Annotated in this window: 21 protein-coding genes; 8 read left to right on the forward strand and 13 right to left on the reverse strand. The window is 53.5% G+C overall.

The features are described from left to right. Window positions 1-28: 28 nt before the first annotated feature. From hycI to hycA, 9 genes are all read right to left on the reverse strand, one after another. Window positions 29-499, reverse strand: coding sequence for a hydrogenase maturation peptidase HycI (hycI, locus tag HEN33_RS06940; RefSeq protein WP_000132961.1), 471 nt, complete (start codon window positions 497-499; stop codon window positions 29-31). After that, window positions 492-902 carry a formate hydrogenlyase assembly protein HycH gene (hycH, locus tag HEN33_RS06945; protein ID WP_104920129.1) on the reverse strand — a complete coding sequence of 137 codons (411 nt, stop codon included), beginning with the start codon at window positions 900-902 and terminating at the stop codon, window positions 492-494. Before hycH ends, hycI begins: the two co-directional genes overlap by 8 nt. Then, window positions 899-1,666, reverse strand: a complete 768-nt coding sequence (hycG, locus tag HEN33_RS06950) for a formate hydrogenlyase subunit HycG (protein WP_000067390.1) — start codon at window positions 1,664-1,666, stop codon at window positions 899-901. Before hycG ends, hycH begins: the two co-directional genes overlap by 4 nt. Continuing rightward, on the reverse strand, window positions 1,666-2,208 hold the full coding sequence (gene hycF / locus HEN33_RS06955) for a formate hydrogenlyase subunit HycF (protein ID WP_000493785.1): 543 nt from the start codon (window positions 2,206-2,208) through the stop codon (window positions 1,666-1,668). The genes hycG and hycF overlap by 1 nt, the downstream gene beginning before the upstream one ends. A gap of 9 nt (window positions 2,209-2,217) precedes the next feature. Continuing rightward, complete coding sequence (gene hycE, locus HEN33_RS06960) at window positions 2,218-3,927, reverse strand: formate hydrogenlyase subunit HycE (RefSeq protein ID WP_001288122.1); 1,710 nt, start codon at window positions 3,925-3,927, stop codon at window positions 2,218-2,220. A gap of 17 nt (window positions 3,928-3,944) precedes the next feature. Next, a complete protein-coding gene (hycD, locus tag HEN33_RS06965; RefSeq protein ID WP_000115224.1) occupies window positions 3,945-4,868 on the reverse strand; it encodes a formate hydrogenlyase subunit HycD in 924 nt (307 codons plus the stop codon). A gap of 2 nt (window positions 4,869-4,870) precedes the next feature. After that, complete coding sequence (gene hycC, locus HEN33_RS06970) at window positions 4,871-6,697, reverse strand: formate hydrogenlyase subunit 3 (protein WP_001274427.1); 1,827 nt, start codon at window positions 6,695-6,697, stop codon at window positions 4,871-4,873. Further along, the gene (gene hycB, locus HEN33_RS06975) at window positions 6,694-7,305 is read right to left on the reverse strand and encodes a formate hydrogenlyase subunit HycB (protein ID WP_001079186.1); all 612 of its coding nucleotides are present in this window, start codon (window positions 7,303-7,305) and stop codon (window positions 6,694-6,696) included. The genes hycC and hycB overlap by 4 nt, the downstream gene beginning before the upstream one ends. 124 nt (window positions 7,306-7,429) lie before the next feature. Then, window positions 7,430-7,891, reverse strand: coding sequence for a formate hydrogenlyase regulator HycA (gene hycA / locus HEN33_RS06980; RefSeq protein WP_000158081.1), 462 nt, complete (start codon window positions 7,889-7,891; stop codon window positions 7,430-7,432). A gap of 211 nt (window positions 7,892-8,102) precedes the next feature. On the opposite strand from hycA, the gene hypA reads away from it, so the two are divergent. The 6 genes from hypA (at window position 8,103) to flhA (ending at window position 13,872) form a co-directional block, all read left to right on the forward strand. After that, the gene (gene hypA / locus HEN33_RS06985; RefSeq protein ID WP_001299100.1) at window positions 8,103-8,453 is read left to right on the forward strand and encodes a hydrogenase maturation nickel metallochaperone HypA; all 351 of its coding nucleotides are present in this window, start codon (window positions 8,103-8,105) and stop codon (window positions 8,451-8,453) included. A gap of 3 nt (window positions 8,454-8,456) precedes the next feature. Continuing rightward, complete coding sequence (gene hypB / locus HEN33_RS06990) at window positions 8,457-9,329, forward strand: hydrogenase nickel incorporation protein HypB (protein ID WP_057109887.1); 873 nt, start codon at window positions 8,457-8,459, stop codon at window positions 9,327-9,329. Further along, entirely contained in the window at window positions 9,320-9,592 is a 273-nt protein-coding gene (gene hypC / locus HEN33_RS06995) for a hydrogenase 3 maturation protein HypC (RefSeq protein ID WP_000334881.1), read from the forward strand. The genes hypB and hypC overlap by 10 nt, the downstream gene beginning before the upstream one ends. Beyond that, complete coding sequence (hypD, locus tag HEN33_RS07000) at window positions 9,592-10,713, forward strand: hydrogenase formation protein HypD (protein WP_001212982.1); 1,122 nt, start codon at window positions 9,592-9,594, stop codon at window positions 10,711-10,713. The genes hypC and hypD overlap by 1 nt, the downstream gene beginning before the upstream one ends. Next, window positions 10,710-11,720, forward strand: coding sequence for a hydrogenase maturation carbamoyl dehydratase HypE (gene hypE, locus HEN33_RS07005; RefSeq protein WP_001059968.1), 1,011 nt, complete (start codon window positions 10,710-10,712; stop codon window positions 11,718-11,720). Before hypD ends, hypE begins: the two co-directional genes overlap by 4 nt. A 73-nt stretch (window positions 11,721-11,793) precedes the next feature. Next, window positions 11,794-13,872, forward strand: a complete 2,079-nt coding sequence (flhA, locus tag HEN33_RS07010; protein WP_032184993.1) for a formate hydrogenlyase transcriptional activator FlhA — start codon at window positions 11,794-11,796, stop codon at window positions 13,870-13,872. A 38-nt stretch (window positions 13,873-13,910) separates the two neighbouring features. On the opposite strand, the gene HEN33_RS07015 is transcribed toward flhA, so the two are convergent. Further along, complete coding sequence (locus tag HEN33_RS07015) at window positions 13,911-14,264, reverse strand: nitrous oxide-stimulated promoter family protein (protein WP_000015483.1); 354 nt, start codon at window positions 14,262-14,264, stop codon at window positions 13,911-13,913. A 76-nt stretch (window positions 14,265-14,340) separates the two neighbouring features. Next, a complete protein-coding gene (locus tag HEN33_RS07020; RefSeq protein ID WP_000611938.1) occupies window positions 14,341-14,475 on the reverse strand; it encodes a hypothetical protein in 135 nt (44 codons plus the stop codon). A gap of 75 nt (window positions 14,476-14,550) precedes the next feature. On the opposite strand from HEN33_RS07020, the gene mutS reads away from it, so the two are divergent. Next, window positions 14,551-17,112, forward strand: a complete 2,562-nt coding sequence (gene mutS, locus HEN33_RS07025) for a DNA mismatch repair protein MutS (protein ID WP_176262667.1) — start codon at window positions 14,551-14,553, stop codon at window positions 17,110-17,112. Between the two features lie 41 nt (window positions 17,113-17,153). On the opposite strand, the gene HEN33_RS07030 is transcribed toward mutS, so the two are convergent. Next, window positions 17,154-17,687: a hypothetical protein gene (locus tag HEN33_RS07030; RefSeq protein WP_176262668.1), complete on the reverse strand. Its 534-nt coding sequence runs from the start codon at window positions 17,685-17,687 to the stop codon at window positions 17,154-17,156. 92 nt (window positions 17,688-17,779) lie between these two features. On the opposite strand from HEN33_RS07030, the gene pphB reads away from it, so the two are divergent. Continuing rightward, window positions 17,780-18,436 carry a protein-serine/threonine phosphatase gene (gene pphB / locus HEN33_RS07035; protein ID WP_115738172.1) on the forward strand — a complete coding sequence of 219 codons (657 nt, stop codon included), beginning with the start codon at window positions 17,780-17,782 and terminating at the stop codon, window positions 18,434-18,436. A 41-nt stretch (window positions 18,437-18,477) separates the two neighbouring features. Here pphB and HEN33_RS07040 read toward each other — a convergent pair whose 3' ends face one another. Then, entirely contained in the window at window positions 18,478-18,714 is a 237-nt protein-coding gene (locus HEN33_RS07040) for a non-oxidative hydroxyarylic acid decarboxylases subunit D (RefSeq protein WP_176262890.1), read from the reverse strand. Window positions 18,715-18,723: the final 9 nt, after the last annotated feature.

Raw genomic sequence — 18,723 nt, forward strand, 5'->3', positions numbered from 1 at the left:
ATCCCTGTCCTGATTCCTTATTGAAAAACTACTCTTCTTCCACCGCTAGCTGCGCAAATCCACCATTCCCTTCCCAGCCTTCCAGTCGCTGATAAACGGTTTCTACCGCATCTTTAATCGGCTGGGTCATCGGGTAGTAAAAGCCGACGATATCCGGCTGGATGCCGAGGAAAATCACTTCGCCAATGTCTTCTTTTAACTGGTCGATAAGGTAGTTCAGCGGCATGTTATGGGTAGTCATCATAAACATCTCGGCGATGTCATCCGGATCGATGATGCGGATCTCGCCGGGGTTTAGCCCCATATCCGTGGCGTCGACAATCAGCAGTCGCGTCGGGCGCAGTTCGCGGATGGCGACAATGTCGTTTTCCGGTGCGCTACCGCCGTCAATCACCACCCAGTTACCTTTCGGCGCGGCGGCGCACTTTTCCGCCAGCAGCGGACCTGCGCCATCATCGCCCATCATGCTATTGCCAACACAGAGTAAAACGTCAGTCACGCAGTCTCCTCACCATCAAATAGATGGCATTTTCCTGATAAATATCATGCAGCATACTTAACAGCATGGTACTCCATTCTTTCTGCTGCAAAGTTTGCGTTGCCCGGGCTTTATCGAATGCGTTGGCCAGCATCGGCACATGGTTAATGTCGATAACGATCTCACCATATTTCGGCACGCCTTCCATTTTACGGCGGGCTTCACTGCCCGCCTCCAGAGTGGCAATCCATGCCAGATATTCATCCCACGGGCAGGTGAGCGCGGCTTCCAGGCAATCGATAACCCCAAGGTGGTGACCAATCGCCAGGCTGTAATAGACCACCTGCTGCGCCTCGGCGGGCGTGGCATCGTTCTCATCAATAAATTTACGGCTCAGTTGACTGAACACCACCTTTTCACTCATCGAATACGCGCCTCTTCAACAACATGATTCAGATGGCTGACAATCTCGTTCAGACGCGGATCGTTTTCCGCTTCCAGCCAGCGTGCAACCTGCTCTTCACCCTGCCCTAACTGCGTCAGGAAATCATCGGCAATCTGGCGACCGTAACGATAACCCGCCAGGCGGCGTGCTTCGCGATCTACTTTTACACGCAGCGGCTGCACCATATCGCCATGCAGGATCTCTGCCGGTTGTTCATCCAGTTCACCCGGCCCACGGGCGTGAATTTTCTGCTCCAGCAGGCCGAGCGCCATTGCAAAGCCGTACAGCGTGGCGGCTGGCGTTGGCGGGCACCCCGGAATGTAGACATCCACCGGGACGATTTTATCCGTACCCCCCCACACGCAGTAGAGATCGTGGAAGATCCCGCCGCTGTTACCGCAGGCACCGTAGGAGATACAGATTTTCGGGTCCGGCGCGGACTGCCACGCACGCAGCGCAGGGGATCGCATTGCACGGGTGACCGCGCCGGTAAACAGTAAAATATCCGCATGACGCGGAGACGGAACGACTTTAATGCCGAAGCGTTCTGCATCGAACAGCGGCGATAAGGTTGCGAAAATTTCAATTTCGCAGCCGTTGCAGCCGCCGCAGTCCACGCGGTAAACGTAGGCAGAACGTTTGATTTTTTTCAGTAACGACGCCTTCATACTGGCGATGGATTCATCCACCGTCATCGGGACCGGAATGCCGTTGGCGTCACGGGGGCCTAATAAATTGCTCATCAGATGGCCTCTTTCATATGGCGAGTCAGTTCAATACGGTCGGACGGCACCAGGCATTTCTGGCGCTTACATTCCGGGCAAGTCTCAAAGCTTTCGCGGTGGTTTTCCGCGCGGCTGTCGCCATTGTGCTTAAGCAGCGCAATGGCGTAGTCGATCTCTTTCTGGACGGCGAAAGGACGATTACAGACGCGGCAGTTGCACAGCGCGAAGCGGGACTGTTGCAGGAAATCTTCTTTCTTCCACACCGCCAGTTCGTACTCTTGCGACAGTTTGATCGCCGCCGTCGGGCAGACTTCTTCGCAGCGTCCACAGAAGATGCAGCGTCCAAGATTGAACTCCCACGCCAGCTCACCGGTGGCGAGGTCAGTTTCAACCGTTAAGGCGTTTGACGGGCAGGCATTGACGCAGGCTGCACAGCCGATGCACTGCTGCGGGTTCTGCTCTGGCTTACCACGGAAGTTTTTATCAACCGCAATCGGCTCCAGCGGGTAAGACGAGGTCGCCGTGCCGGTTTTGATGACTTTTTTGATAAAGGTAAACATGGCGATTCCTTATTTCAGCGGCGAGTTTTTACGCTCAATGCTGTAGCGCTCAAGTTCTTTGTACGGCACCACTTTGCTCTTCTTCTTACGCACATCGACCACGGTCATGCGGTCGGTACAGGAGTAGCAAGGGTCCAGGCTACCAATAATCAGCGGCGCATCAGAAACGGTGTTGCCGCGCAGCATGTAGCGCAGGGTCGGCCAGTTCGCGTAGGTCGCGGCACGGCAGCGCCAGCGGTACAGCTTCTGGTTGTCGCCGGTCATGCTCCAGTGGATATCATCGCCACGCGGCGCTTCGGCAAAGCCCAGCGCAAAACGGTGTGGAATGTAGGTAAAGCCTTCCACCATCAGTGGGCCACCCGGCAGGTTATCCAGACCGTAGTCGATCATGTTCAGCGCGGTATAGACTTCGTTGATACGCACTTTCAGACGGGAAATCACGTCGCAGCCCTGCTCGCTGTGGACTTCCATTGGCAGCAGGCCATAACCAACAAACGGGTGATCGGCACGGGTATCGCGGGCGTGACCGCTGGCACGGACCATCGGGCCAACGTTACTGAAGTCGCGGGCAATTTCCGGGTCCAGACGACCAATGCCAACGGTGCGCTGTTCCATGTTCGGTGTGCTCAGCAGCACATCCACCAGTTCCTGCACTTCACGACGCATCTGCTGCGCCAGTTGACGGGTCTGGATCATGTCATCTTTCAGCAGATCGCGACGAATCCCGCCGATCAGGTTCAGGCCGTAAGTTTTACGCGCACCGGTAAGGATCTCCGCCATTTTCATGGAGGTTTCACGCACACGGAAGAACTGCATAAAACCGGAGTCAAAGCCAGTGAAGTGGCAAGCAAGGCCAAGGTTGAGCAGATGCGAGTGCAGGCGTTCCACTTCCAGCAAAATGGCGCGAATCATCTGCGCACGTTCTGGCACCTGAATACCCATCGCGTTTTCCACCGATGTGGTGTAAGCGGTGCTGTGGGCAAAGCCGCAGATCCCGCACACACGGTCAGAGAGGAAGGTCACTTCGTTGTAACCCATGCGGGTTTCCGCCAGTTTTTCCATGCCGCGATGGACATAGAACAGGCGGTAGTCGGCGTCGATAATGTTTTCGCCATCAACGAACAGACGGAAGTGGCCCGGTTCGTCAGAAGTGACGTGCAGTGGACCAATCGGCACGACGTTGTTTTTCTTGTCGCCCAGTTCGTTGATGAACTCGTAGGTTTCAGCATCAGTAGTTGGTGCCGGACGTTGACGATAATCCATGCTGTCTTTACGCAGCGGGTAGAGTTCATCCGGCCAGTCATCCGGCAGCACCAGACGGCGTTCATCCGGAAGCCCTACCGGAATCAAACCGTACATATCGCGCACTTCACGCTCGCCCCACACCGCCGCCGGAACGCGCGGCGTTACGGACGGATATTCTGGTTTGTTGGCGTCAACTTCGACGCGAACCGTAATCCAACACTTGGTGCCCTTCTCCATCGACAGCACGTAATAAACGGCGTAATGACCATTCAGTTTGCGTTCGTCGTTACCAAAAAGCACCGACAGCCAGCCCCCCTGCTTGTAGTAGAGGAACTCCACCACTTCCGGCAGATAGTTCACCTTCACGGTGACAGTCAGCTGATCTTTGGTCTGCCAGGCGTGGTCCAGCACGACGCCCGGAAATGCCTCATTCAGCGCGGCGAGATAATGTTGACCTAATTTTTCTTCAGACATGCTCAAACTCTCTTTAATCACGCCGCCAGCAAGGAGACGAACGCTAAAAATGCAAAGCCAAAACCAGCCCAGGTAATGCGTGGTGTAATATCAAGACGCAGACGGGCCATGCTGTTTTCGAACAGCGCGATAACCAGTACGCCGACCACCAGTTTGACGATGGCAATCACCAGCGCCAGCAGCAGCCCACCGGCAGTGAAGGTTTCCATTTGTCCCCACGGAATAAACACCCCGACGAACATCTGTAACACCACCAGCTGTTTCAGGCTGATACCCCATTTCATGACGCCAAAGCCGCTGCCGCTGTACTCAGAGAGCGGACCTTCCTGCAGCTCCTGCTCGGCTTCCGCCAGGTCGAACGGCAGTTTGCCCATTTCGATAAAGGTGGCGAATGCGCAGGCACAGAGCGCCAGCACCAGCGGAATGCTCTGGCTCAGCGGCCAGTGATAAACGGTGTCGGTGATGTTGCTGATGTTGGTGGAACCGGCCACCTGCGCGGCGACCCACAGACCAAGCAGCAACATCGGTTCAACCAGCACGCCCAGCATCGCTTCACGGCTCGCGCCAATAGCAGTAAACGGACTACCGGTATCCAGACCAGAAATGGCAAAGAAGAAACGCGCAATGGCGAAGAGATACAGTAAAGTGATCAAATCCCCCAGTTGCGGCAGCGGAGAACCGACAGTCACTACCGGCAGCGCGGTAGCGATAGTCAACATGACGCCAACCATTACGTACGGTGTCAGGCGGAACACCCAGCCGGAGGCATCGGGACCAACGCTCTGACGACCCAGCAGTTTGATAATGTCGCGATACTCCTGCAACACGCCCGGCCCGCGACGGTTATGCAAGCGGGCGCGCGCCACGCGGGTAATACCGGAGAGCAGCGGCGCAACGGCAAATAACACCAGCGCCTGAATTAACGGATATAAAACACTCATTCTCAGGCTCCTCGTGAAACAATAATCACCACCAGCACCGCCAGTTCAACCAGCGCCATCCGGCGGAACAGCAACGCACTCCCCTCGCACTGCCAGCCTGGTACCAGCGACACCGGATTCAGCCATTTGCGCAGTTTCAACACTGGCGCAAATGCCTGTTTCACCGGCATGGCAAAACCGTGAGCGGTAATCACCATTGATTTTTCATGGTCGTAGCCGCACACCCAGGCCGCGCCGCGGGAACGCGACGGCAAACGATCGCCTTTGCAAATCGCCATAATGATGAATGGCAGCAGCGGGCAGGCAATCAGCAGCAACGTGATCATTGGTTGAGAAACGGTTGTATTAGCAGGCTCCAGCGGCAGAGGTACGGCAGCAGACAACATCGGCAGCAGCCACGGCGCAGCAACACCGCCAATCACGCAGCAAATCGCCAGTGCCACTACGCTTACGCTCATCAGGAGCGGCGCACAGGTGGCGTTTTCGGCTTCTTTGGTACGCGGCGCGCCAAGGAAAGTTACGCCATAAACTTTCGCCATACACATCACTGCCAGTGCACCGGTAATTGCCAGCCCCACGGCGAGCAGCGGCCCGAGAAGACGGGCAACAAACGCGCCACTATTGCTCAGTTTGAAGAAGGATTGATAGATAACCCATTCCCCGGCAAAACCGTTCAGCGGTGGCAGCGCAGCCATTGCCATCAGACCGACCAACATGGCGATGGAGATAACCGGCATTTTTTTGCCAATACCGCCGAGTTTTTCGATATCGCGATGCCCGGTACGGAACCAGACGCTCCCCGCACCAAGGAACAGTACGCTTTTAAACAGGCTATGGTTAAGCAGATGGTACAAACCACCGACCAGACCAAGGGCAATCAGCGCCGGTTGTTCTAGCGCGATACCCGTTACGCCAGCGCCCAGCCCCAGCAGAATGATGCCGATATTCTCCAGGGTGTGGTAAGCCAGCAGGCGCTGGATGTTGTGCTCCATCAGCGCATACAGACCGCCGACGAACGCGGTGATCATGCCGAGTACCAGAAGTGCAATTCCCCACCACAGCGGTGCATTACCGCCCAGCAGTGACAGGGTTAAAATACCCAGCAGGCCAATTTTCATCACCACCGTGGAAAACAGCGCGGCAGCTGGCGCAGAGGCGTTAGCATGAGCCTGTGGCACCCAGCCGTGCAGCGGGATAATCCCGGCCAGCAGGCCAAAACCAATCACACCGAGCAGCCAGATATCGGAACCAAGCGGCAGCTGTTGCATGCGCATATCCAGCAGGCGCAGATCCAGCGTGCCGTAACGTTGCCACAGCAGCCAGCAAGCAATCGCCAGCAGCAAAGTGCCAAGACGCCCCAGCGCAAACCACAGTTTGCCCTCTTTGCTGTTGCTGGTGAGGAACACCGCACACAGGGCCATGATTTCTGCCATTACTACGAACATGCCCAGATTGCTGGCAATGACGGCACAGACGGCAGCAGCCATCAACATATTGATTTGCAAACCGTTGCATTTCACCTGCGCATGGCGATGCCAGTCAATGTTGTAAAGGCTGACAAACAGACCGCACAGTCCGAGGGTTATCAGCCAAATCGCATTAAGCGGAGAGATTTGCACATTGTAGCTTACCAGCGACAACGCGCCGCTCACGCCAACCGCGCCAGTCAGCACAGTGAAGCCTGCGGCTGCCGTATACAGGCTACCCACCGCGCCGCCAATTCCGGCAATCCAGCCGCTTAACGCCTTTTGAAAAGAAAAGAGAAATGCCAGAACAGCGGCGGCAACAAACCACGCCACGCCGCTATTGATCAGGGAAATTGCGCTCATTTAGCCTCTCCACTTTGAGCCTGCTGAAACAAGGTGAGATCGCCAAAGTCCGTGTTAAAGGTCAGCTCACGCTTACGCTTGCTGACGCGGGCGATATCGGTGTTATCCACCAGATGCAGGGCTTTGGTTGGGCACATCCGCACGCAGGCTGGACCTTGTTCATCAAAGCTACAGAGGTCACATTTGACGGCGATCGCGCGAATACCCGGCACCCAGTCAAGCAACGTGCTGACACGCGCCGGAGCAGGCGGTGCCGGTGGTGCTTTCGGAGTATTGGCGTTTGCCGGAATATCCAGCGGACGGCTGCCGGAAAATTCGATTGCGCCAAACGGGCAGGCGATGCCGCACAGTTTGCAGCTTACGCACAGGCTTTCATTCAGCTGCACTGCCCCATCAACGCGGGTGATAGCGTTAACCGGGCAGACCACCGCACAGGGCGCATCTTCACAGTGGTGACAGAGCTGCGGCGCAGATTCTTTTTCATTTAGCATCACTCGCAGGCGCGGCATTGATTGCAGGCCGTGCTGGCGATGCGTCTCTGAACAGGCGGCCTCACAGGTGTGGCAGCCGATACAGAGCGTGGAGTCAGCAATTACAAAACGATTCACCAGGCATTCCTCAGGTGATTGTCATTTTTGACGAAAACATGCCGATGAAATGTCATTTTCGACACTCATCGACACGCCCATCCCCAAACAGGCGTAACGCCTGCAAAACGGGCAAAGCCTCAGCTCATGCCGCCGGGCTTTGTCCCTTTACCAGTTGGCTTAAATTCACCGGTACATTGTTTTCAATGGCGGTGTATAAGCTGTCGTAAACGCCAGCGATTTTTTCGAGATAGTGTTCCAGTACCTGTTCGCGATCGCGGATGTTGACCTTGCCATCTATCATTCCGTCAATGCTCAATTGTGCCTGCGCAATCCGCTGTTTTTCTTCACCCTCTTTCGTTTCGACGTAATACTCGATGGTGTGGCTGTTAAAGCCATCCGCCAGGGTGACGTAAATGCGAAAATGTTCAAAAAGGACGAAACAGAGTTCTTTGTCTGGCGCACAGCTCATGGCGTGATGCAGGCGCGCTTTCGATAACGTGATCCCCTGAACCAGCGAATTGCAGTAGAGATGCCACTGGTCCTGTAGGCGACGATGCCGCTGTGCGATGTAATCGGCTTTCTCGCTTATTTCCCAAATAGTCATTGTCAGGTTACCCGTTTAACAGAGATGCCAGCTTTAAGCATTTTTTGTGCCAACTTTTAATTTATTGTTATAAAAGAGATTTTTAGGATTATGGTGAATTTCGTCGCCGTGTCGACGTGTCATTTCGACATCATCGACATTATTCACTTTAGGGATAATCAACACTGGCACAATTATTGCTTGTAGCTGGCAATAGTTAATGGGAGGCGATATGCACGAAATAACCCTCTGCCAACGGGCACTGGAATTGATCGAACAGCAGGCCGCAAAACACGGCGCAAAACGCGTAACTGGGGTCTGGCTCAAAATTGGCGCATTTTCTTGTGTCGAAACCAGCTCTCTTGCCTTTTGTTTTGATCTGGTTTGCCGCGGCAGCGTGGCAGAAGGTTGTAAACTGCACCTCGAAGAACAAGAGGCCGAATGCTGGTGTGAAACATGCCAACAGTATGTGACGCTACTGACCCAGCGCGTCCGGCGCTGTCCACAGTGTCATGGCGACATGCTACAAATTGTGGCAGACGACGGTTTACAGATTCGGCGGATAGAAATAGACCAGGAGTGAGCGATGTGTACAACATGCGGTTGCGGTGAAGGCAACCTGTATATCGAGGGTGATGAACATAACCCTCATTCCGCGTTTCGTAGCGCGCCATTTGCCCCGGCGGCACGCCCGAAGATGAAAATCACCGGCATTAAAGCGCCTGAATTTACCCCCAGCCAGACTGAAGAAGGCGACCTGCATTACGGTCATGGCGAAGCGGGCACTCACGCGCCGGGTATGAGCCAGCGCCGGATGCTGGAAGTCGAAATTGACGTGCTGGACAAAAACAACCGTCTGGCTGAACGCAACCGCGCGCGCTTTGCTGCCCGTAAGCAACTGGTGCTCAACCTGGTTTCCAGCCCTGGTTCCGGTAAAACCACCCTGCTGACGGAAACCTTAATGCGCCTGAAAGACAGCATTCCGTGCGCAGTTATTGAAGGTGACCAGCAAACCGTGAACGATGCCGCGCGCATTCGCGCTACCGGCACACCAGCGATTCAGGTGAATACCGGTAAAGGCTGCCATCTTGACGCACAGATGATTGCCGACGCCGCGCCGCGCCTGCCACTGGACGATAACGGTATTCTGTTTATCGAAAACGTTGGCAACCTCGTATGTCCGGCGAGCTTCGATCTCGGTGAAAAACACAAAGTGGCGGTGCTTTCCGTTACCGAAGGTGAAGACAAACCGCTGAAATATCCACATATGTTTGCCGCCGCCTCACTGATGCTGCTCAACAAAGTTGACCTGCTACCGTATCTCAATTTCGACGTTGAGAAGTGCATCGCCTGCGCCCGCGAAGTCAATCCAGAAATTGAAATCATCCTTATTTCCGCCACCAGCGGCGAAGGGATGGACCAGTGGCTGAACTGGCTGGAGACACAGCGATGTGCATAGGCGTTCCCGGCCAGATCCGCACCATTGACGGCAACCAGGCGAAAGTCGACGTCTGCGGCATTCAGCGCGACGTCGACCTAACGTTAGTCGGCAGCTGCGATGAAAACGGTCAGCCACGCGTGGGCCAGTGGGTACTGGTTCACGTTGGCTTTGCCATGAGCGTAATTAATGAAGCCGAAGCGCGCGACACTCTCGACGCCTTACAAAACATGTTTGACGTTGAGCCGGATGTCGGTGCGCTGTTGTATGGCGAGGAAAAATAATGCGTTTTGTTGATGAATATCGCGCGCCGGAACAGGTGATGCAGTTAATTGAGCATCTGCGCGAACGTGCTTCACATCTCTCTTACACCGCTGAACGCCCTCTGCGGATTATGGAAGTGTGCGGCGGTCATACCCACGCCATTTTTAAATTCGGCCTCGACCAGTTACTGCCGGAAAACGTTGAGTTTATCCACGGTCCGGGTTGCCCGGTATGTGTACTGCCGATGGGAAGAATCGACACCTGCGTGGAGATTGCCAGCCATCCGGAAGTCATCTTCTGTACCTTTGGAGACGCCATGCGCGTGCCGGGGAAACAGGGGTCGCTGTTACAGGCAAAAGCGCGCGGTGCCGATGTTCGCATCGTTTACTCGCCAATGGATGCGTTGAAACTGGCGCAGGAGAATCCAACTCGTAAAGTGGTGTTCTTCGGCTTAGGGTTTGAAACCACCATGCCGACGACGGCCATCACTCTGCAACAGGCGAAAGCCCGCGATGTGCAAAATTTTTACTTTTTCTGCCAGCATATTACGCTGATCCCAACGCTACGCAGTTTGCTGGAACAGCCGGATAACGGTATCGATGCGTTCCTCGCGCCGGGCCACGTCAGTATGGTTATCGGCACCGACGCCTATAATTTTATCGCCAGTGATTTTCATCGTCCTCTGGTGGTTGCTGGATTCGAACCGCTTGATCTACTACAAGGTGTGGTCATGCTGGTGGAGCAGAAAATAGCGGCCCACAGCAAGGTAGAAAATCAGTATCGGCGCGTGGTGCCGGATGCCGGTAACCTGCTGGCGCAACAGGCGATTGCGGATGTCTTCTGCGTCAACGGCGACAGCGAATGGCGCGGCTTAGGCGTGATTGAATCTTCTGGTGTACACCTGACGCCAGACTATCAACGATTTGACGCCGAAGCGCATTTCCGCCCGGCACCGCAGCAGGTTTGCGATGACCCGCGCGCACGTTGTGGCGAAGTATTGACGGGCAAATGTAAGCCGCATCAATGCCCGCTGTTTGGTAACACCTGTAATCCTCAAACCGCGTTTGGCGCGCTGATGGTTTCCTCCGAAGGAGCATGCGCCGCGTGGTATCAGTATCGTCAGCAGGAGAGTGAAGCGTGAATAATATCCAACTCGCCCACGGCAGCGGCGGCCAGGCGATGCAGCAATTAATCAACAGCCTGTTTATGGAAGCTTTTGCCAATCCGTGGCTGGCAGAACAGGAAGACCAGGCGCGCCTTGAGCTGGCGCAGCTGGTGGCAGAAGGCGACCGTCTGGCGTTCTCCACCGACAGCTACGTCATCGACCCGCTGTTCTTTCCTGGTGGCAATATTGGCAAGCTGGCGATTTGTGGCACCGCGAATGACGTTGCGGTCAGTGGTGCTATTCCGCGCTATCTCTCTTGTGGCTTTATCCTCGAAGAGGGATTGCCGATGGAGACGCTAAAAGCCGTGGTGACCAGCATGGCAGAAACCGCCCGCGCGGCAGGCATTGCCATCGTTACTGGCGACACTAAAGTGGTGCAACGCGGCGCGGCAGATAAACTGTTTATCAACACCGCTGGCATGGGCGCGATCCCGGCGAATATTCACTGGGGCGCACAGACGCTAACCGCAGGCGATGTATTGCTGGTTAGCGGTACACTCGGCGACCACGGGGCGACTATCCTTAACCTGCGTGAGCAGCTGGGGCTGGATGGCGAACTGGTCAGCGACTGCGCAGTGCTGACGCCGCTCATCCAGACGCTGCGTGATATTCCCGGTGTGAAGGCACTGCGTGACGCCACCCGTGGTGGAGTGAACGCGGTAGTTCATGAGTTCGCGGCAGCCTGCGGTTGTGGTATTGAAATTTCAGAAGCGGCACTGCCGGTTAAACCTGCCGTGCGCGGCGTTTGCGAACTGCTGGGGCTGGACGCCCTTAACTTTGCCAACGAAGGCAAACTGGTGATCGCCGTTGAACGCAACGCAGCAGAGCAAGTGCTGGCGGCGTTACATTCCCATCCACTGGGGAAAGACGCGGCGCTGATTGGTGAAGTGGTGGAACGTAAAGGTGTTCGTCTTGCCGGTCTGTATGGCGTGAAACGAACCCTCGATTTACCACACGCCGAACCGCTTCCGCGTATATGCTAATAAAATTCTAAATCTCCTATATTTAGTCAATGACCTTTTGCACCGCTTTGCGGTGCTTTCCTGGAAGAACAAAATGTCATATACACCGATGAGTGATCTCGGACAACAAGGGTTGTTCGACATCACTCGGACACTATTGCAGCAGCCCGATCTGGCCTCGCTGTGTGAGGCTCTTTCGCAATTGGTAAAGCGTTCTGCGCTCGCCGACAATGCAGCTATTGTGTTGTGGCAAGCGCAGACTCAACGTGCGTCTTATTACGCGTCGCGTGAAAAAGACACCCCCATAAATTATGAAGACGAAACTGTTCTGGCACACGGTCCGGTGCGCAGCATTTTGTCGCGCCCTGATACACTGCATTGCAGTTACGAAGAATTTTGTGAAACCTGGCCGCAGCTGGCCGCTGGTGGGCTATACCCCAAATTTGGTCACTATTGCCTGATGCCACTGGCGGCGGAAGGGCATATTTTTGGTGGCTGTGAATTTATTCGTTATGACGATCGCCCGTGGAGTGAAAAAGAGTTCAATCGCCTGCAAACTTTTACGCAGATCATTTCTGTCGTCACCGAACAAATCCAGAGCCGCGTCGTCAATAATGTCGACTATGAGTTGTTATGCCGGGAACGCGATAACTTCCGCATCCTGGTTGCCATCACCAACGCGGTGCTTTCTCGCCTGGATATGGACGAACTGGTCAGCGAAGTCGCCAAAGAAATCCATTACTATTTCGACATTGACGATATCAGCATCGTCTTACGCAGCCACCGTAAAAACAAACTCAACATCTACTCCACTCACTATCTTGATAAACAGCATCCCGCTCACGAACAGAGCGAAGTCGATGAAGCAGGAACCCTCACCGAACGCGTGTTTAAAAGCAAAGAGATGCTGCTGATTAATCTCCACGAGCGAGATAATTTAGCCCCCTACGAACGCATGTTGTTCGACACCTGGGGCAACCAGATTCAAACCTTGTGCCTGTTACCGCTGATGTCTGGCGACACCATGCTGGGCGTGCTGAAACTGGCGCAATGCGAAGAGAAAGTGTTTACCACGACCAATCTGAATTTACTGCGCCAGATTGCTGAACGTGTGGCAATCGCTGTCGATAACGCCCTTGCCTATCAGGAAATTCATCGTCTGAAAGAACGACTGGTTGATGAAAATCTCGCCCTGACCGAGCAGCTCAACAATGTTGATAGTGAATTTGGCGAGATTATTGGTCGCAGTGAAGCCATGTACAGCGTGCTTAAACAAGTTGAAATGGTGGCACAAAGTGACAGTACAGTTCTGATCCTCGGTGAAACTGGCACTGGTAAAGAGCTGATTGCCCGCGCGATCCATAATCTCAGTGGGCGTAATAATCGCCGCATGGTAAAAATGAACTGCGCGGCGATGCCTGCCGGATTGTTGGAGAGCGATCTGTTTGGCCATGAGCGTGGTGCGTTTACCGGAGCCAGCGCCCAGCGTATCGGTCGTTTTGAACTGGCGGATAAAAGCTCCCTGTTCCTCGATGAAGTGGGTGATATGCCGCTGGAGTTACAACCGAAGTTGCTGCGTGTATTACAGGAACAGGAGTTTGAACGTCTCGGCAGTAATAAAATTATACAGACGGACGTGCGTTTAATTGCCGCGACTAACCGCGATCTGAAAAAAATGGTTGCCGACCGCGAGTTCCGTAGCGATCTCTATTATCGCCTGAACGTATTCCCGATCCACCTGCCGCCACTACGCGAGCGTCCGGAAGATATTCCGCTGCTGGCAAAAGCCTTTACTTTTAAAATTGCCCGCCGTCTGGGGCGTAATATCGACAGCATTCCTGCCGAAACGTTGCGCGCGTTGAGCAATATGGAGTGGCCGGGTAACGTACGCGAGCTGGAAAACGTCATTGAGCGCGCGGTATTGCTGACACGTGGCAACGTGCTGCAGCTGTCATTGCCTGATATTGCTTTACCGGAACCTAAAACGCCGCCGACTGCAACGGTCGTCGCTCAGGAGGGCGAAGATGAATATCAGCTAATTGTGCGTGTATTAAAAGAGACTAACGGCGTGGTTGCCGGGCCGAAAGGCGCGGCGCAACGTCTGGGACTAAAACGCACCACACTGCTATCACGGATGAAACGACTGGGGATTGATAAATCGGCATTGGTTTAACTGCATGAGGTGCCGGACAGATCTGCCTGTCCGGTATACTATTCACGAGGTTTTTTCGGGCGATATTTTTCTGGCAACTCCGGCACCGGACGCTTGTCATCAATGAGATGGCGTACGGTTAGGATCGGATGACGCCACAGCATTCTCGGCCCGGCCCAACGCATAATCTGTTTCATCTCTTCACGCTTTGCAGGCTGGTAACAGTGCACCGGACACTGCTTACAGGCGGGTTTCTCTTCGCCGAACACACATTTATCCAGCCGTTTTTGCGCGTAGGCAAACAACGCTTCGTAATGCTCCGGCTCCGCTGACGCCTGCGGGCATTTCGCTTGATAAAGATCGATCATTTTTTTAATCGTCAGTTTTTCACGAGAGATACGCTTGCCAGACATGCTGCCTCCATACTCTTAAGATGTATTTATATTACAACTTAATTTGAAAGGGGACTATGGCTCTGAAGAAGAAGGATTATCCAACCGACACAATTTTGCGTACTTGCTTCATAAGCATCACGCAAAAGCTGCAAAACAGCATCTTTCCCGGAATCACCATCAAGAACTCGCCGTTCGCTTCTTCCCCTGAAATGATTAACTCCGGTATCATGTGCGCCTTATGTGATTACAACGAAAATAAAAACCATCACACCCCATTTAATATCAGGGAACCGGACATAACCCCATGAGTGCAATAGAAAATTTCGACGCCCACACGCCAATGATGCAGCAGTATCTCAAGCTGAAAGCCCAGCATCCCGAGATCCTGCTGTTCTACCGGATGGGTGACTTTTACGAACTGTTTTATGACGACGCAAAACGTGCGTCACAACTGCTGGATATTTCACTGACCAAACGCGGCGCTTCAGCGGGAGAGCCGATCCCGATGGCGGGGATTCCCTACCATGCGGTGGAAAACTACCTCGCCAAACTGGTGAATCAGGGCGAGTCCGTTGCCATCTGCGAACAAATTGGCGATCCGGCGACCAGCAAAGGTCCGGTTGAGCGCAAAGTTGTGCGTATCGTTACGCCGGGCACCATCAGCGATGAAGCGCTGTTGCAGGAGCGTCAGGACAACCTGCTGGCGGCTATCTGGCAGGACAGTAAAGGTTTCGGCTACGCGACGCTGGATATCAGTTCCGGTCGTTTTCGCCTGAGTGAACCGGCTGACCGCGAAACGATGGCGGCAGAACTGCAACGCACTAATCCGGCGGAACTGCTGTATGCAGAAGATTTTGCTGAAATGTCGTTAATTGAAGGTCGTCGCGGCTTGCGTCGTCGTCCGCTGTGGGAGTTTGAAATCGACACCGCGCGCCAGCAGTTGAATCTACAATTTGGCACTCGCGATCTGGTCGGTTTTGGCGTCGAGAACGCGCCGCGCGGACTTTGTGCCGCCGGTTGTCTGTTGCAGTATGCGAAAGATACGCAACGTACGACTCTGCCGCATATTCGTTCTATCACTATGGAACGTGAGCAGGACAGTATCATTATGGATGCCGCGACGCGTCGTAACCTGGAAATTACCCAGAACCTGGGGGGCGGTGCGGAAAACACGCTGGCTTCCGTGCTCGACTGCACTGTAACGCCGATGGGGAGTCGAATGCTGAAACGCTGGCTGCATATGCCAGTGCGCGATACCCGCGTGTTGCTTGAGCGCCAGCAAACTATTGGCGCATTGCAGGATTTCACCGCTGAGCTGCAACCGGTACTGCGTCAGGTCGGCGACCTGGAACGTATTCTGGCACGTCTGGCTTTACGGACTGCTCGCCCACGCGATCTGGCCCGTATGCGTCACGCTTTCCAGCAACTGCCAGAACTACGCGCGCAGTTAGAAGGTGTCGATAGTGCACCGGTACAGGCGCTGCGTGAGAAAATGGGCGAGTTTGCCGAGCTGCGCGATCTGCTGGAGCGAGCAATCATCGACACACCACCGGTGCTGGTACGCGACGGTGGTGTTATCGCATCGGGCTATAACGAAGAGCTGGATGAGTGGCGCGCGCTGGCTGACGGCGCGACCGATTATCTGGAGCGTCTGGAAGTCCGCGAGCGTGAACGTACCGGCCTGGACACGCTGAAAGTTGGCTTTAATGCGGTGCACGGCTACTACATTCAAATCAGCCGTGGGCAAAGCCATCTGGCACCCATCAACTATATGCGTCGTCAGACGCTGAAAAACGCCGAACGCTACATTATTCCAGAGCTAAAAGAGTATGAAGACAAAGTACTCACCTCGAAAGGTAAAGCGCTGGCACTGGAAAAACAGCTTTATGAAGAGTTGTTCGACCTGCTGTTGCCGCATCTGGAGGCGTTGCAACAGAGCGCGAGCGCACTGGCAGAACTCGACGTACTGGTGAACCTGGCGGAACGGGCCTATACCCTGAACTACACCTGCCCGACCTTCATTGATAAACCGGGTATTCGCATTACCGAAGGTCGCCATCCGGTAGTTGAACAGGTACTGAATGAGCCGTTTATCGCTAACCCGCTGAACCTGTCGCCGCAGCGTCGCATGTTGATCATCACCGGTCCGAACATGGGCGGTAAAAGTACCTATATGCGCCAGACCGCACTGATTGCGCTGATGGCCTACATCGGTAGCTACGTACCGGCGCAAAAAGTCGAGATTGGCCCGATTGACCGTATCTTTACCCGTGTGGGCGCGGCTGACGATCTGGCATCCGGGCGTTCAACCTTTATGGTGGAGATGACCGAAACCGCTAATATTCTGCATAACGCCACGGAGTACAGCCTGGTGTTGATGGATGAGATTGGGCGCGGAACGTCCACTTACGATGGTCTGTCGCTGGCATGGGCGTGCGCTGAAAATCTGGCGAATAAGATTAAAGCGTTGACGTTGTTTGCTACCCACTACTTTGAACTGACTCAACTGCCGGAGAAAATGGAAGGCGTCGCCAACGTGCATCTCGATGCACTGGAGCACGGCGACACCATCGCATTTATGCACAGCGTGCAGGATGGCGCAGCGAGCAAAAGCTACGGCCTGGCGGTTGCTGCTCTGGCGGGCGTGCCAAAAGAGGTGATTAAGCGCGCACGGCAAAAACTGCGTGAGCTGGAAAGCATTTCGCCGAACGCCGCCGCTACGCAAGTGGATGGTACGCAAATGTCTTTGCTGTCAGTACCGGAAGAAACCTCGCCAGCGGTCGAAGCACTGGAAAATCTCGACCCGGATTCACTTACCCCGCGTCAGGCGCTGGAGTGGATTTACCGCTTAAAGAGTTTGGTGTAAACCTGACATGCCCGACGGCACAATGCCGTCGGGTTTATTCACTACTTTTTCGTTTGCACCCGGCAATACTGAGTCATCGCTTCTGGCATAGAGGGGGATTTCACTTTCACCTGATAATCAGGAAATGTCGTAAAGGTGATATCGTCATAATCAATAGACATTGGTGCGGTTTTCCGTACAGCTTCTGCTAATACCGCTTCTTGCTCTGGTGCTGAAGGATAAAATACCTGTACGCTGTCAGGCACAATCTCTTCTTTTAACTTCGATTTTTCATAAGTAGCGATGATATCTATCTCATAACGGATAAAGGGAATTTTGGAGCCTTTTAAACGATAATATTGTGTCGAGTGGTAGCGTTTTTCACTTTCCCCAGAGTAAGTAACTTTCATTATTCCCAAAAGGTTAAGTTGGTATGTTTCGTTATTCTCCGTCTGACTGAAATTCGCTGTACACTCAATTACATCACCTTCGGTTATAAGTTTTTCTAAACGATTTATTTCTTCTATAGAAGCAGCTTGTATATTAGAGGTAAAAAAACAGAAAACTAACAGGAAAGCATAGAAATATCTCAGCATCTTAAAACATCCTTTTGTAATTTATTACTCCAGAGACTTCAACACCCTGGTTTGGTATAATAATACATTCATATAAATTTGAGTCTATGCAAATGTCTACCACTCGCTATCAAATAATTGATGCTCATAACTATCGACATATATGGGCCGTTGGTGATATTCATGGTGACTATCAATTATTACAATCCCGCCTCCACCAATTATCTTTTTGTCCCGAAACTGACTTGCTTATTTCTGTCGGCGATAACATTGATCGGGGGCCGGAGAGTCTTAACGTGCTACGCCTGTTAAACCAGCCCTGGTTTATCTCCGTCAAAGGCAACCACGAAGCGATGGCGCTTGATGCATTCGCGACTGGCGATGGTAATATGTGGTTAGCCAGCGGTGGTAACTGGTTTTTCGATTTAAATGATTCAGAGCAAAAAGAAGCTATAGATCTGTTGCTGAAATTTCATCACCTCCCACATATTATTGAAATCACTAACGACATAATAAAATATGTCATCGCACATGCGGATTATCCAGGTGATGAATATCAGTTTGGCAAAGAAATAGCAGAAAGCGAATTACTCTGGCCTGTTGATCGCGTACTGAAATCGCTCAAAGGCGAGTTACAGGAAATAAACGGCGCCGACTGCTTTATCTTCGGTCATATGATGTTTGATAACATCCAGACGTTCGCCAACCAGGTATATATTGATACCGGATCGCCGGAAAGCGGGCGGCTGTCGTTTTATAAAATCAAATAACGTGGCCGGGTAAAGCAAAGCCTCTACCCGGCCCTTTTTTATTAGCGCTTATCTGCCGCCAGCAGCGGCGGAATGCTCGGCACCAGCGGCGCGTCATCAATATCTTTCTGCGTCATACGAAACGCTTCCGGGTAATGTTCGCGGCTGGTGCGGCGAAGCGGTTCGGTATCGCGCCAGGTATAGAGGCAATGCTGGCACTGATAGACTGTCCAAACATCTTTTACCGGCGATTTCGCCATCACTTCAATCTGTTCATCAGCACAACGTGGACAAATCATCTTGTTCTC

The organism is Escherichia sp. 94.0001, assembly GCF_013369155.2.
Lineage (GTDB): Bacteria > Pseudomonadota > Gammaproteobacteria > Enterobacterales > Enterobacteriaceae > Escherichia > Escherichia coli_F.